Origin of the sequence: Flavisolibacter nicotianae, assembly GCF_003628535.1 — a bacterium.
Lineage (GTDB): Bacteria > Bacteroidota > Bacteroidia > Chitinophagales > Chitinophagaceae > Flavisolibacter > Flavisolibacter nicotianae.
Genome location: NZ_RBCI01000001.1, coordinates 221,645 through 235,747, shown reverse-complemented (window position 1 = coordinate 235,747; position 14,103 = coordinate 221,645). Strand labels below are relative to the sequence as shown.

General features: G+C 51.4%; 11 protein-coding genes. 3 read left to right on the top strand and 8 right to left on the bottom strand.

Features of this window, described 5'->3' with window-relative positions; all coding sequences use genetic code 11:
• Positions 1–354: 354 nt before the first annotated feature.
• Positions 355–3,711 (top strand): vitamin B12-dependent ribonucleotide reductase, encoded by a 3,357-nt coding sequence (locus D6024_RS00965; RefSeq protein ID WP_121352313.1) that lies wholly within the window; start codon positions 355–357, stop codon positions 3,709–3,711.
• A 77-nt stretch (positions 3,712–3,788) separates the two neighbouring features.
• Here the strand turns inward: D6024_RS00965 and D6024_RS00960 are convergent, their stop codons facing one another.
• Both D6024_RS00960 and D6024_RS00950 read right to left on the bottom strand, forming a co-directional pair.
• On the bottom strand, positions 3,789–4,346 hold the full coding sequence (locus tag D6024_RS00960) for a DUF1415 domain-containing protein (protein ID WP_205573203.1): 558 nt from the start codon (positions 4,344–4,346) through the stop codon (positions 3,789–3,791).
• A 395-nt stretch (positions 4,347–4,741) separates the two neighbouring features.
• On the bottom strand, positions 4,742–5,677 hold the full coding sequence (locus D6024_RS00950) for a YihY/virulence factor BrkB family protein (protein ID WP_121352309.1): 936 nt from the start codon (positions 5,675–5,677) through the stop codon (positions 4,742–4,744).
• 192 nt (positions 5,678–5,869) lie between these two features.
• Here D6024_RS00950 and D6024_RS00945 point away from each other — a divergent pair, with 192 nt between their 5' ends.
• Positions 5,870–6,439 carry a hypothetical protein gene (locus D6024_RS00945; protein ID WP_121352307.1) on the top strand — a complete coding sequence of 190 codons (570 nt, stop codon included), beginning with the start codon at positions 5,870–5,872 and terminating at the stop codon, positions 6,437–6,439.
• 73 nt (positions 6,440–6,512) lie between these two features.
• Here D6024_RS00945 and D6024_RS00940 read toward each other — a convergent pair whose 3' ends face one another.
• On the bottom strand, positions 6,513–7,688 hold the full coding sequence (locus tag D6024_RS00940) for a DUF3095 family protein (RefSeq protein WP_121352305.1): 1,176 nt from the start codon (positions 7,686–7,688) through the stop codon (positions 6,513–6,515).
• Positions 7,689–7,896: 208 nt separating this feature from the next.
• On the opposite strand from D6024_RS00940, the gene D6024_RS00935 reads away from it, so the two are divergent.
• Entirely contained in the window at positions 7,897–8,619 is a 723-nt protein-coding gene (locus tag D6024_RS00935; RefSeq protein WP_121352304.1) for a hypothetical protein, read from the top strand.
• A gap of 54 nt (positions 8,620–8,673) precedes the next feature.
• Here D6024_RS00935 and D6024_RS00930 read toward each other — a convergent pair whose 3' ends face one another.
• The 5 genes from D6024_RS00930 to clpX all read right to left on the bottom strand — a co-directional run bounded on the left by D6024_RS00930 (position 8,674) and on the right by clpX (position 14,101).
• The gene (locus tag D6024_RS00930; protein ID WP_121352302.1) at positions 8,674–8,901 is read right to left on the bottom strand and encodes a hypothetical protein; all 228 of its coding nucleotides are present in this window, start codon (positions 8,899–8,901) and stop codon (positions 8,674–8,676) included.
• Between the two features lie 222 nt (positions 8,902–9,123).
• Positions 9,124–11,565: a hypothetical protein gene (locus D6024_RS00925; protein WP_121352300.1), complete on the bottom strand. Its 2,442-nt coding sequence runs from the start codon at positions 11,563–11,565 to the stop codon at positions 9,124–9,126.
• Positions 11,531–12,562, bottom strand: a complete 1,032-nt coding sequence (locus tag D6024_RS00920) for a hypothetical protein (RefSeq protein WP_121352299.1) — start codon at positions 12,560–12,562, stop codon at positions 11,531–11,533. The genes D6024_RS00925 and D6024_RS00920 overlap by 35 nt, the downstream gene beginning before the upstream one ends.
• Positions 12,563–12,568: 6 nt before the next feature.
• Positions 12,569–12,751, bottom strand: coding sequence for a hypothetical protein (locus D6024_RS00915; protein WP_121352297.1), 183 nt, complete (start codon positions 12,749–12,751; stop codon positions 12,569–12,571).
• Between the two features lie 102 nt (positions 12,752–12,853).
• The gene (gene clpX / locus D6024_RS00910) at positions 12,854–14,101 is read right to left on the bottom strand and encodes an ATP-dependent Clp protease ATP-binding subunit ClpX (protein ID WP_121352296.1); all 1,248 of its coding nucleotides are present in this window, start codon (positions 14,099–14,101) and stop codon (positions 12,854–12,856) included.
• Positions 14,102–14,103 lie beyond the last annotated feature (2 nt).

Genomic DNA, 14,103 nt, shown 5'->3' with positions numbered 1-14,103 from the left:
GCTCTGATCAAAGTTGGTCCTTCCGCATCGAAAGCTGTGGGATTTTTTCGTGTCGATCGGTTCAGCTTTTTTCCGTGCCAATCATTGTCCCTGCTGACCTATTCACATCAATTATTCCACCGATGTGAATAAAAAGACCTGTTTTTGACAGGCGTTGCTTTTTTTAAAGCGGCTTTTTGAAGCGAATGCACATCCAGTCAGCACCACCATTTTTCCGCACACCATTTATCCACGAATGTGCATATCTCTGGCCCTTTTTTTCCGATAGGTAAATCTACATTCGTCGTCCGCCTTAAGATTTTTTCGACGGGCTACGAAACGACAAATTACCTCAATCAATATAAAAAATTGGACATGGCCAGTGCTAAAAAACCAACATCCGGACTTACGTTCACCCGTAAGTACACTCGCGACGACATCACCGTCTTCGATCAATTTGACTACGACTACCGCACTTCGGTGATCCGCAATCCCAGCGGCGAGGTGGTGTTCGAGATGAACAACGTGGAAGTCCCCAAACAATGGAGCCAGATCGCTACCGACATCCTGGCCCAGAAATATTTCCGCAAGGCCGGCGTGCCCCAGCCCGATGGTTCGCTCGGGCGGGAAACTTCGGTGAAGCAGGTGGCGCACCGCATGGCCAACTGCTGGAAGGCGTGGGGCGTGAAGTACGGCTACTTCGCTTCCGAAAAAGATGCACAGGTTTTTTACGACGAACTGGTTTATTCTATCCTGAACCAAATGTGTGTGCCCAACAGCCCGCAGTGGTTCAATACCGGCCTTTACGAAAGCTACGGCATCAAGGGCAAGCCGCAGGGACACTATTATGTTGATCAAACGGACGGGCAACTAAAAAAGTCAACGTCTGCTTACGAACGTCCGCAGCCCCATGCCTGCTTCATCTTAAGTGTGGAGGATGACCTGGTCGGCGACGGTGGCATCATGGACCTCTGGGTTCGCGAAGCCCGCATCTTCAAATACGGTTCAGGCGTGGGCACCAATTATTCCAACATCCGCGGCGAAGGTGAGAAGCTGAGTGGCGGCGGTACCTCCAGCGGTTTGATGTCCTTTCTGAAAATCGGCGACCGTGCAGCGGGTGCCATCAAAAGCGGCGGCACTACCCGCCGTGCGGCCAAGATGGTGTGCCTCGACATCGACCACCCCGAGATCGTGGAGTTCGTGAACTGGAAGGTGGAAGAAGAGAAAAAAGTAGCCGCCCTCATCGAAGCCGGTTATGCGTCCGATTACGAAGGCGAAGCCTACCGCACCGTCAGCGGACAAAACTCCAACAACTCCGTTCGCATCCCCAATTCGTTTTTTGAGAAACTGGAAAAAGGCGAGGATTGGGAACTGAAGGCCCGCACCGATGGCCGCGTGATGAAGCGTATTCCCGCCAAAGAATTGTGGAACCAGATCTCCTACGCGGCCTGGCGTTGTGCCGACCCCGGAACACAATATAATACCACCATCAACGAGTGGCATACCTGCCCCGAAGGCGGCGAGATCAGGGCGTCCAATCCCTGCTCGGAGTACATGTTCCTCGACAACACGGCCTGCAACCTGGCATCGGCCAACCTGATTAAGTTTTTCAACTTCGAGAACAATACACTCGATGTGGAAGGCTTCGAATACGTGTGCCGCCTGTGGACAACCGTACTCGAAATCTCCGTGCTGATGGCGCAGTTCCCCTCCAAAGAAGTGGCGCAACTGAGCTACGAATACAGAACGCTGGGACTGGGATATGCCAACCTCGGAACGGTGCTGATGGTGAGCGGCATTCCGTACGACAGCGAAAAAGCAAGAGCCATTGCCGGTGCCGTTACCGCGGTGATGACCGGAATTGCCTATAAAACCTCCGCCGAGATGGCGCAGGTACTCGGCGCCTTCCCCCGTTACGAAGAAAACCGCGAGCACATGCTGCGGGTGATGCGCAACCACCGCCTGGCTGCTTACGATGCCGACAGTTACGAAGGCCTGAGCCTGAAGCCGCAGGGCCTGAAGGCGCAGTACTGCCCCGACTACCTGCTGAAAGCCGCCTGCAAGGCGTGGGATGATGCCGTGGAATTAGGAGAAAAATACGGGTACAGAAACGCCCAGGCTACGGTGATCGCTCCCACAGGAACCATCGGCCTGGTGATGGACTGCGACACAACGGGTGTGGAGCCGGATTTTGCCCTGGTGAAATTCAAGAAACTTTCCGGTGGCGGTTATTTCAAGATCATCAACCAGTCGGTTCCCGTGGCCCTGAAAAATTTGGGCTACAACGAAAAACAAACCGATGCCATTATTAAATATGCCGTTGGTACCGGAAGTTTTGCCGGTGCGCCGCACATCAACCACCAAACGCTGAGCGAAAAAGGGTTCATCGCCGATGAAATCAAGAAGCTTGACAAAGCGGTTGGCAGTGCCTTCGAGATCGGCTTTGTGTTCAACGTGTACAACCTCGGTGAAGAATGCCTGCAGCGGTTGGGCTTCACTCCCGAACAATACTACAATTTCGAATGGAGCCTGCTGGAAGCCCTGGGCTTTACCGACGAGCAAATTGAAGCCGCCAACGATTTCGTGTGTGGTACCATGACCGTGGAAGGTGCACCGTTCCTGAAGCAGGAACACTACCCGGTGTTCGACTGTGCCAACAAATGCGGCAAAAAAGGAACACGTTACATTCATGCACACGGCCACATCCGCATGATGGGTGCAACGCAGCCCTTCATCTCCGGCGCCATTTCCAAAACCATCAACCTGCCGCACGAAGCGGAAGTGGAAGAAATCGCCGATGCTTATCTCCTGAGCTGGCAACTGGGCCTGAAAGCCTGTGCGCTCTACCGCGACGGTTCCAAGCTTTCGCAGCCGCTCAGCAACAAAAGCGACAAAAAGAAAAAAGATGACAGCACACAGGTGACAGATGAGAGCAAGGAAAAAACACTGGCATCAACCACTGGTCATCCGTCATCTGATTCCACGATCGTCGACATGAGCAAACTCACTGTGCAGGAGTTGCTCGAAGAAGTGCAGAAACGTGTACAGTCCTCACCGGATACGCAACTGAAACGCCAGTTGGCCAAGATCGTTGAGCGCCGTGCCCTGCCGGCCAAGCGCCGCGGCTTTACGCAAAAAGCAAAGATCAACGGCCAGGCCATCTTTGTACGAACCGGCGAATACGGCGACGGTACATTGGGTGAAATTTTCATTGACATGGCGAAGGAAGGCGCTACCATGCGCTCCATGCTCAACTGCTTTGCCATTGCGGTCTCCGTCGGCTTGCAGTACGGCGTGCCCCTGGACGAATACGTGGAGAAATTCGTGTTCACCAAGTTCGATCCCGCCGGCTTTGTGGAGCATCCGAACATCAAATCGGCAACGTCGATCATCGACTTCATCTTCCGCCTTCTGGGTTACGAATACCTGAACCGCACAGACCTCGTGCATGTGCTGGACAAGCCGGAGGTGAGCAACACCGGCGAAGAAGACTGGGATGAGCCCGTGAAGCAACCCGAGTTATCCAGCGTACGGGTGGTGGCCAGCACGCCGCAAAGCGTGAAGGCACATGCCGCAGCCACCAAACCGGTAACTGCGATGGACGCAGTGAACGTGGCGGCCAAGAGCATGCAAAGCGATGCACCGGCCTGTAACACCTGCGGACATATCACGGTCAGAAGCGGAACGTGTTACAAATGTTTGAACTGCGGCAACAGCATGGGTTGCAGTTAAGAAAAGTTGTTTACTGACTCACGATGGTGAATAAAAGAAATCCCGCTGCAAGGCGGGATTTTTGTTTTAATAGCGTCCTACAAACGATTTTGCTTCTTGCTGTTTTCCAGTAAGTCCTTCATAAACGCAATGCCTTTCTCAGTGGCAAAAGTCATATTGCGTTCCGGGATCTTCAAGGTATCCGGATAGCTTTCCACCGCACGGGTTACGGAACTTTCCCGGAGGATCTGGATCACCGGGTAAGGCGAACGGTTGGTATAGTTTGCCGGGTCATTGGGCCGGCTTCCGGCAAACAGGTAATCGGGATGAAAGGAAGCCAGTTGATACACCCCTTCATACCCTTTCTTCCGTAACAGGCCGTTGGCAGCCTGCAGCAGTTTCAGGTAAGAAGCAAACGATCCAAAACCAGTCGGCAGAATCAACAGGAAGGTTTCTATCGAAGTCGCATCCTTCATTTTTTCAAAGGCCGCCAGCAGTTTTTGCAAAACAAGTTTTGGCTGACCATCCGTTGCTACTTCATAGGCAATGCTATCCCGCCTGACTTCCTTGGCCGCAAAGGGGCAAAAGTTGCAGCCAATAACCACATCAAGAATCCATTTTTTTGTTTGGGCGATAACTGTATCTGTTGACATCATCGTGCGTACATTTTATTGCAGAAGGGCCGGCTGGTTTACAACGATTGCTGTGTCTGCGCAACAAGGTAACTGTCTTTCATTGAAAATAACTTCATTGCGTCAACGTTCTGTTTGCGCTTCGTAGCGCCTTGCCGTCCGCTGCCGACAAATTTCTGCTGATGCTTTCAGACCTGGGTAATAACCCGTATCGGAGCAAATGTCGTCGGATGCCCTCGCAGGGCAGGACGCTGTTCTTTACAAATGTCTACCACACCCTTTTCAATAGTCCTCCGGAGCTTTCCATTGATCGCAATCTAAAATTCGCCTTAGCAGGATGGTTTGGACGGTCGAACCAACCTATGTTTCCGAACCAAATAGATCTTGCTGAAAAGCGGGACTTCTTGTTTTAAAGATCGTCAAACCTTATTTGCATCGGGCTTTTCATTGGTTGCTTCGATTGGTGCTACCCGGGTGGAAACGGCATACGCATTGGGCAGAATGCCGGTGCCAAACCGGTTGCAATAGGCTTTGGTGAACTCGGCACCAAAATAAAGGATCAGCGAAGAATAGTAGACCCATACCAGCACAATCACCAGCGAACCGGCCGCGCCGTACGCATTGCCAAAATCGCTTTGGCTGATGTAAAAAGAAATGGCAAACCGGCCGAACATAAAGAGCAGCGCCGTAACAATGGCACCCGGCCATACCTGTCCCCACCGCAGCTGTGCCGATGGCAGCAGTTTAAAAATCAGGGCAAACAAAAACGAAGCCGTCAGCAGGGTGAGCGCCTGGCTAATGATGTAGAAAAGCAGCACGCCAACACCGGGAACAAGCTCCTGTAATTTTTTGCCCAGGCCCTCGATAAACGCAGCGGCGGCCAGCGATACCAGCAGCAAAAACCCGATGCTGGCCACAATGCCAAACGAAAGCAGGCGGATTTTGACGGTGTGCCACCAGCTTTGGTTGGGCTTTGCCTTCAGCTGCCAGATGCCGTTGATGGAATCCTGGATTTCGGTAAAGATGGACGTGGCGCCCAGCAGCAGGGTGACCAACCCTACGATAAAGGCCAGTGAGCCACCCTTGCTGATGGCGGCGTTTTTAATGATCTCCTGGATCTGCTGTGCGGCGCCAGTTCCAACCAGTTGTTCCATTTGCTGGTGCAGCGAGCCGGCAACCGCCTGTTTCCCCAAAAAAATTCCAACGAGAAAAATGATGACCAGCAGCATGGGGCCAATGGAGAAGATTGTGAAATAGGCCAGCGAGCCACCGAGCTTCGGAACCTTGTCGTCCAGGAAGCTTTTGAAGGAATCTTTCACCAGCGTGCCAATTCCTTTTACGGAAAATGCTTTCATGTTTCTGCATTTTAGTGATGTAAAAAAGGGTGGCTGCGTGGTGGTGGTTTGTCGCACGATCTTTTACAGAAAACAGGGAAAGAACCTGCCTTGCTGAAAAGAATTGCTTTGTTAAAAGTAGAAACAGCAGGCCGGAAATTCAACATCCGGAAATTAACCTTTTGATAGGGGTGCAGCGTGTAGCTTCAGGACATGAAACCGCTGCTTCTCTTCCTGTTTCTTTGTTCCCTGCAAACGGCCTTTGCCCAAAGCCTCGATTACATCAGCGTTCGGAACTGGAATGGGCGGGTGCTGAAAAATTTTTACACCGGTTCGGAGATCGTTCTGCAGCAAACCGATGGCAGTTACCTGAATGGCCCGGTACAAAACATTCGCAACGACAGCCTGTTCCTGCTGCTGTACGATATCCGTTATTACCCCACTGCCTGGGGCACATATATGAAAGATACGGTCGCCACCACACTCGTGGGTATGCCTGTCAGGGAGATCAAACGCATTTTGCTGAATCGCCGCAAAAGCTTTTTGCAGCGTGCGGTCAGTCCCATGCTCATGACCGGTGGCGCCGGCTATTTTGCACTGAATGTTTTGAACGGCGCCCTGTTCGACCTGCCACTAACCGATGGCAAGAATTTACGCCGGATTGGAATCGCCGGCGGCGCCTTCGGCCTGGGATTCCTCTTCAAAAAACTGTTTTCGTCGGATGGTTTTAGCAAAAAAACGCACCGGATCGTGTATGTCGATTTATCGAAAAAACCGGTGTGAGTGTGCGTCAACAAATCCCTTCTTTCTTGTTCTGCCACCCCCTTTGCCGCCGGGTGTTTTATAGCGTAGCGCTTCACTCGACGAGGTGCAATTTCTTCAGCTTGCCTTTTAATTCTTTCGAAGCTTCCGTATACCCGCCATCGGCGCCGTCGACAAAGTGAATGTGCTTGGCATTGCGGTTTTCGATATAGCAGGTCATGATGCTTTCCTTGCTGACATGGTGACCAAAGACCAGCAGGCCTTTTTGCTCTTCCTGCGACAGGTAATCGAGGAACTGCCCGTGCTTGTCCGGCGTGCTGCAAATGATGGTGGTGATGCGTCCCTCAACGGTCAGCGTGTCGGCATGGGCAATCAGTTGTGCCAAGTAATCGTTGGCCCGGATGCCGCCGATATCCCAATTGTACCGGAACGAAAAGACGCCGAAGACCATCCGCAGGAATGTTTCCAGCAGGTAGGCCGGCTTCCACCGGCCAAATTTGACCAGCATTTCTTTTTTCAGCTTTTGCCAGTTGTACAGGGGTTTGAGCTGCTCCATGCTCAACGGGGTGCGTTTTTGCAGGTCGCCGTAGATGTCTTCAATTGTGGCAAACACCGCCGTATACACGTGAAGTTGATTTTCCGGATTGGGCGCTTCAATCAGGTAGCAACTGTTTTCGGCTTCTTCGCGGGGCGGGGCCACTTTGTTCCAGCGGCATTCCAGCCCGGTTAAATTCAGTTGGGCGTTCGACGGCAGCCTATCGGCTTGATCCACCCCTTTCTGTTTAATCGTTTGTTCGGCAAACCGCAGCCCGCTACCCACCGCGATGGCTTTGCTGTAAGCGGGGTCGATGGCAAGCTTCGCCAGCCGGAGAGAATGGCCGGCATCCCAGATTGCCTGTACGGGCAGGCTGCCGATGTGCATCTCCAGTCCAAAATTCTTTTTGCTGTTGCGGCTGTGTGCCAGCAACCCGTCCATGGTTTCTTTGTGAACCGCTTCCGGTACCAGCAAGGTGCTGCCGTCGCCCCCAAAGAAAAAGGGCACTTCGATCCGGTATTTTTTGGCCACGTTCAAGGCGGCAATAAGGCTGCCGGCTGCCACAAGATTGACATCGCTGTGACGGCCTTCTGCCACCGCCAGTGTGGAGTTCTTTACATCGGAAATGATCACATGCCACCCGGCCGGGACAGCATAAAAATTGGGCGGGCAAAAAACAGTTGCAAGCGGGAGTTTCACGGGCCGGAGATCCTGGTAGAAGCGCATGTCGTTCATGATCCCGGGTTTTAAAACGTCGCAATACTTAAATGTAAGAAAGTTTCCGGGCTGCAGATTCTCAAATCTGCCGGGTAGGGTTTGAAAAAACAGGTGTAAATTCGGATAACTTCTCTTGTCATTTTAACCGTCTAATTCTCCCTTCTAAACCGCTGTTTTCCTCCTGACCAACGCGGCCTCTTATTGATTAACGTTAAAACAATTGCACATGAAAAAGCAATTCCTGTTATTGCTGGCTATGCCAGTGGTGCTTTTTGCACAGGAGAAAAGCGTCCTCACCGTTTCACGCTATTTTCCCAAAGCCGACAAGGTGACCCTGTTTGAAAAAGCCGTCGGTGCTCATGCCCAGAAATACCATAAAGCCGATGTGCGGTGGATGGTTTTCTCCATTGAAAGCGGACCGGATGCCGGTGGATACATGGTAGCGGAAGGTCCCAACAATTGGGAGGGAATCGACAACCGGGGTGACATCAGCAAGGCCCACATGGACGACTGGGAAATGAACGTCCAGCCTTTGCTGACCGACAAAATGCGCAGCGACTATTTTAGTTACCGGCTCGACCTGAGCACGGCCGACCTGTCGGCGGTCACCGGAAAGATTGCCATCAACCATCTTTATCAAAAGCCCGGCTACATAGGAGACGTAGAGGAGTGGTACAAGGCCATGAAAAAAAACTGGACAGACACAGACCAGTCCGTGGCTGTCTTTCAAAGTAGTTCGTCGGGAGAACCGCAATTCATGACCATTACGATGTACAAGCAGGGTTTGAAGGAAAGAGAAACGGCCTTCAGGCCACCGCTGGCCGTAACATTTGCCAAGGCAAACGGGGGCGAGGATGCCTGGAAACGCTACCTCGAAATTTTCAAAACCAGCGTAAGCCACCAGTGGGGAGAACTCCTGTTCCTGAAGCCGGAACTGGGTTCGAAATAAAAGCACAACGACGCATCAACAAAAGGCCTTCCAAGGGGAAGGCCTTTTGCTATTTTAAAAACCGAGTTTCCCGCCGATATCGCCCATAAAATTGCTGCCGCCTTCCGCATTGGTGTTGCCACCGGCCTGGCCGCCGCCTGCGCCAAGCACCGAATCGATCTGTCCTGCCATCATGGGAAATTTTTGCTTGACAAAACTGGCCACGACGCCCAACACCTGCTGTGCCTTGTCGGCCGGAACGCCTGTCTTTTCTACAATCTGGTTGATTAAGTCTTGTACCATGGTATTTGTTTTTTCTAAGATACAAAAGAAGCCGCTAGCTGTTCGCTGCAAGCTGTCAGCAAACGAAAAACCCAGTTGTGCGTGCTGGCTTGTGAATGGTGTAGGAAAAGTCGTCAAAACAGACGGTCCATTTGCTACCCGCAAGGCCTTCCAAAAAAGTCACCCTACGCAAGTATCCCAATATCTCAATATCTCAATATCCCAATATCTAATATCCCTCTTTTACCTCCGCTTCGCCGGTGCGGTTTGCTTTACATAATCCCGCAGGTAACTGCAACGGTTATAGGCGTATTGATAAAACCGTGTGGTACTGAATTCGGATTGAAAACGACCGAACAGAAGATTGTTTTTGAATTTTTGCTGGAAAAGAGAGTCTGCTTTTTCGTACGCTTCGTAATTGCTGTTGTATTCATATGTTGGCCGGGGTATTTGCCGTTGTGCACATTTGGCCACCATAAACAGGCAGGCCGCTTTGAACTCTTTGTCGGTGGCCGCCTCGTAGGCTTTCTGGTAAAACGTTTTGGCGGTAGACACGCCGAAATATTCTTTCTGCCAGGGCAATGAATAGGTGCCTTCGTTCCAGTCGCCGCCGGTGCGGTAATAGGCCACGGCGTTCCAGCTGTTGCCATAATAGCTCAGGTTGTACAGGGCACTGGCATACTGGTAATACAGGCGGGCTTTGTCGGCCACCGCTGCGCCGCTCCGGATCTTTGTGTCCATTTCCTGCAGCTTTTTGGCCAGCGTCAGCTTGGTATACGGAACGGCAACGGATTTGCTGAGCCGCTGCCAGTCGTTCAGGTAATCGTGAAAGGGATCTACGTTGACGGTGGTCTCTTTGTCGGTCTGGTAGTTGTACTGGCTTTCAACAAGCGGTTGCAGCTTGTGCGCTTTGCTTAGCCATTCGATGGCTTTTGAATAATTGCGGTCACGCAGGTGCGAGGTGCCAATGACATCGATCACATCGTCGCGTTGGATGGACGCATTTTGCACCAGGAACTTTTCCGTTTCCGTGGCCGGTGCGGTCATGATGTTGTACAAATCGAGCAGGCTTGCGGTATTCATTTCTTCCCGTGCAAACCCAAGTGCCATTCCGTACGAATAATCGTCCCGCTTTCCTTTGTACAAAAAAGCCATATCGGACAAGGCATAGGCCAGCGCCGCCCTGGCAATACTGCCCTGCTGCTCGTATTTCTGCGCCAGGATCTGCGAAAAAAAGTTGCGGCAGAAAATTTGGTAATCCCCGTCCGTTTTTGCTTTTTGCACCAGCCATTTCAGTGAAGGCAGCAGTTGAGATTCTCTTTCTTTGGCGATCGTCTTGTCTTCGTTGGCCGCAATCAACAGGTTGATTAGTTGGAGTTGTTCCTTGGTCTTCTCGTCAACGGGTACTGCACTTGCTTTTGCCAGGATTGTTTTGGCGCCTTCGTAATCTTTGTTCACAAAATGCAGGTAGGCAGCGCCGGCACCGTAAAGGCCGCGGTGCGGAAGCGATTTTTCGTTGAGCAATGTTTCAAAAAACTGTGCGGTCTTTACTACCTGCGCCCTGTCGTCTGCTTTAGCCTTTGTTGAATCGTCCTCGTTCCATATCCAGCTTCCGTAAAGCGATTTGCCGCCTTTTTCTTTGTCAAGCAATGGTGTGAGGTACTGCTCTTCCAGCTTGTTGATCTCCCGCGTGGCTAGCAGCGGCAGGAAGGTGGAAGACGGATCGAGCTGATGAAGTTTTTGCAAAACGTCCAGCCGGTAACCCGTTCCATACAGGCCGAATAGAGCGGTCATGCCTGCTTTTTCCTTCGTGTTTTTGCAAAGAGCCGTGTAGGCCGGGATCAAATCCTGGTTGCAAAAATCGCTGGCCCACAAAAAGCCGAGGTAGTTGCTTTTTTTGTTTTGATCGGAAAGCAGGAAAGCCTTGCTGTAAGTATAAGCCGCTTCGGCAAGTTTGCCTGTCCTGAACAAACTGCCGGCTTTGTAAGAAAGTGCCAGTTGCGCAACGGCTGCCGTACTGGATTCGGTGAAATAGTCGTCGTACCAGCGAATGCAGTCCGTAAACCGGTTGTTATAAAACGCCAGCTTGCAGCGCTGAAAAGCATATTTGTTTTTGAGGAACGGGTCCTTGGCATTTGCGAAAGCGGCATTGGCTTCGCCGATAAATTTGTCGATCTGCAGGCTGTCGTGAAGGTTCGCTTCCCAATCGGTGGACGAGCTGACCTTTTCTGTTTGGGTGGCAAAAACCAGGTAATTGACGGCTTCTGTTTTTTTATCCCGCACAAGGTTTCTTGCCAGCGCATTTTTTGCCAATGAAGCCGGAATGGGCTTGCCGGAACGGATACAGTCCACGAGTGACTGCAGCTCCGCCGGTTTTGTTTTATACACCAATTGAACGGCGGCTTTGACACTGTCCGCTTTGCCGTAAGCAGTCCATTCCCGGGCAACGCTGTTGTTGACAAAGGCCATGGAATCCTCACGCCTCCAGTAACCATCTTCATCATAGAAATCCAGGAGGGCCGTGTAATAAAACGGTTCGTACACGGGTTCCGCGGCTAGCTTGCGGCTGAAAAAGGACGTGAAATAATCATGCGGATCGTCCGAGTCGGCGCAGGTAAAACCGTTAAGGGGAAAAAAGATGGCCGCGGCACTAACGCAGGCGATTGTAAAAGCTTTCCAGTTCATGCAGTGTGTAATTGGTCAGGTTGTCCTCGTCGAGGTGGTATAAAATTACAGTGAGTTCGTTCGCTTTGATTTTTTTACCGAGCAGCGCCGCACAGTTTCTTATGGTTTCTGCATCGCTTCGTTCATGGCGCAACCATTGTCCTTTTCGAAAGGCGTACCCGCTGATGAGCGTATCCGAAGCAAATTCAATCCGGTCTTTTTTGGCCCACGTCCTGCCGGGAGAAAAGTCCCGCACCAGGCCCTTGTAATTGTTACCGTCGAAGAGGATATACCAATCAAAAATGGGCAGGGCCACGTCCAGCGCCAGGGGATAGTTTTCTATGTGGCCGATGTATTTTTTGAATTCAGATTCTTCGATGATGGAATTCTTAGTTTGCGGGTAGCGCAGGTTGCCCATGTTGTAACACATGAGCAGGCCTTTTTGCACCGGTGGCACGCCGGTCTGACTGTGAAACTTTAACTGGTGCAAGCGAATGGTGGCTGAAAGAACCTTGTTTTGAACGAAGGGCTGCTTTTGGATTGCCTGCAGGAAGTGAAAATAGTTTTCTTTCGTTGCCGCTGTCCAGTCGCAGTCGATTTGCACTTCATTCGAAAGCGCTAGTTGGTTGCTGGTGGCAAGTGACTGGAGCAGTCTGGCAATGTTGGCTGCCATCGTATCCAACTGGGCCGGACTGGATTTTTGCAGCGGTTCCTGCGTGATGAAAACAACCGGCGTTATAGTGATTCCGGCCGGCGGCTTTTGCTGAAAGATGCTTTTGGCGGCCGGCTGCGGAGCGTTGCGTTCGCCATTCCACTCCACGTCGAAGAATTTGACATAAAGCCGGTGTACGGAAAGCCTGTTGAGTGTTTCGTGTTCGCCGGGGGAGAGGTGAAAAGCGGTTTTCCAGTAATAAAACGAACGCTGCACCTTTCGCTCTTCTCTTTCCTTGCAGGAGCAAAGCAGAAAGAGAAAGAAAAAAATGGTGCAGCGTTGAAAAAAAAGAGGGCCGTTGCGCAATGACAATTATTTGTCACCAAACATACTGTTTACGGCGCCTGACAGCATCGGGTATTTTTCTACCACGAAACTTTTGATGGTTTCCAGCACTTTTTGTGCCTGTTCGTCATTAAGGTTGGCACCGCTCTTTAAACGTTCTACCAACTCGCCAACCTGGCCTTGTACATTGTCTTTGCTGAGTCCAAACATGGGTGTTAATTTGAAAATATGAAAATGTGAAAATCTGAAAATGAAGTATACTGCATTTAGCTTTCTTCCATTTTCAAATTTTCACATTTGCGAATTTGCACATTAGGCAACTTTCAAGAGGCTCATCTTGCTCTTGTCGAACTTGCGCTGGGCGTATTCGAGGTCAAGCGTAAAGTATTTTTCTTTCGAAGAAGGCAGTTCAAACATGGCATCGGTCAGGATATTTTCGCAGATGCTGCGCAACCCTCTTGCACCCAGTTTGTACTCCACGGCTTTTTCCACCATAAAGTCCAGCACATCCTCTTCGATGCGGAGCTGGATACCTTCGAGTTCAAAAAGGCGCATATACTGCTTGATCAGGGCATTCTTCGGTTCGGTCAGGATGGCCCGCAAGGTCGATGCATCCAGCGGGTCCAGGTGGGTCACAACCGGCAAACGTCCCAGCAATTCCGGGATCAAACCAAAGGCTTTCAGGTCCTGTGCGTTTACGTAGCGCAGCAGGTTTTTCTTCATGCTGTCCTGTTGCACCTTGTCCACGTTAAAACCGATGGTGTTGGTTTGTACCCGGCGGGCAATGATCCGGTCGATGCCGTCGAAGGCGCCGCCGCAGATAAAGAGAATATTCTGCGTGTTGATCTTGATAAGCTTTTGCTCGGGGTGCTTGCGACCGCCCTGCGGCGGAACCAGCACGTCGGTTCCTTCCAGGAGCTTCAGCATTCCTTGCTGCACACCTTCGCCGCTCACATCACGGGTGATGGACGGGTTGTCGCTTTTGCGGGCAATCTTGTCGATCTCGTCGATGTATACAATGCCGCGTTCGGCAGCCGCCACGTCGTAGTTGCAAACCTGCAGCAGCCGGGTGAGGATGCTTTCCACGTCTTCGCCCACGTAGCCGGCTTCGGTGAAGACCGTTGCATCGACGATCGCAAACGGCACGTTCAGCAGCTTGGCAATGGTTTTGGCCAGCAGAGTTTTACCCGTACCGGTTTCACCCACCATGACGATGTTGCTTTTTTCAATTTCGATCTCGTCTTTTGGGGTGTCGGTCGCTTTGTATTGAAGGCGCTTGTAGTGATTGTAAACGGCAACGGCCATCACTTTTTTCGCTTCGTCCTGGCCAATGATGTATTCGTCGAGGAATTTTTTGATCTCGATGGGTTTTTTCACCGTCAGTTTGAAAGCAGATTGGGCAGAGGCCTTGTCGTCACGCACCATCAGCTCCTGCTCGATGATTTCACGGGCATGGTCCACACAATTCTCGCAGATATGTCCTTCCTGCCCCGCAATCAATATCCGGACTTCATCCCGGCTGCGGCCACAGAACGAACAGTGTAAAATATTTTTCGCCATGT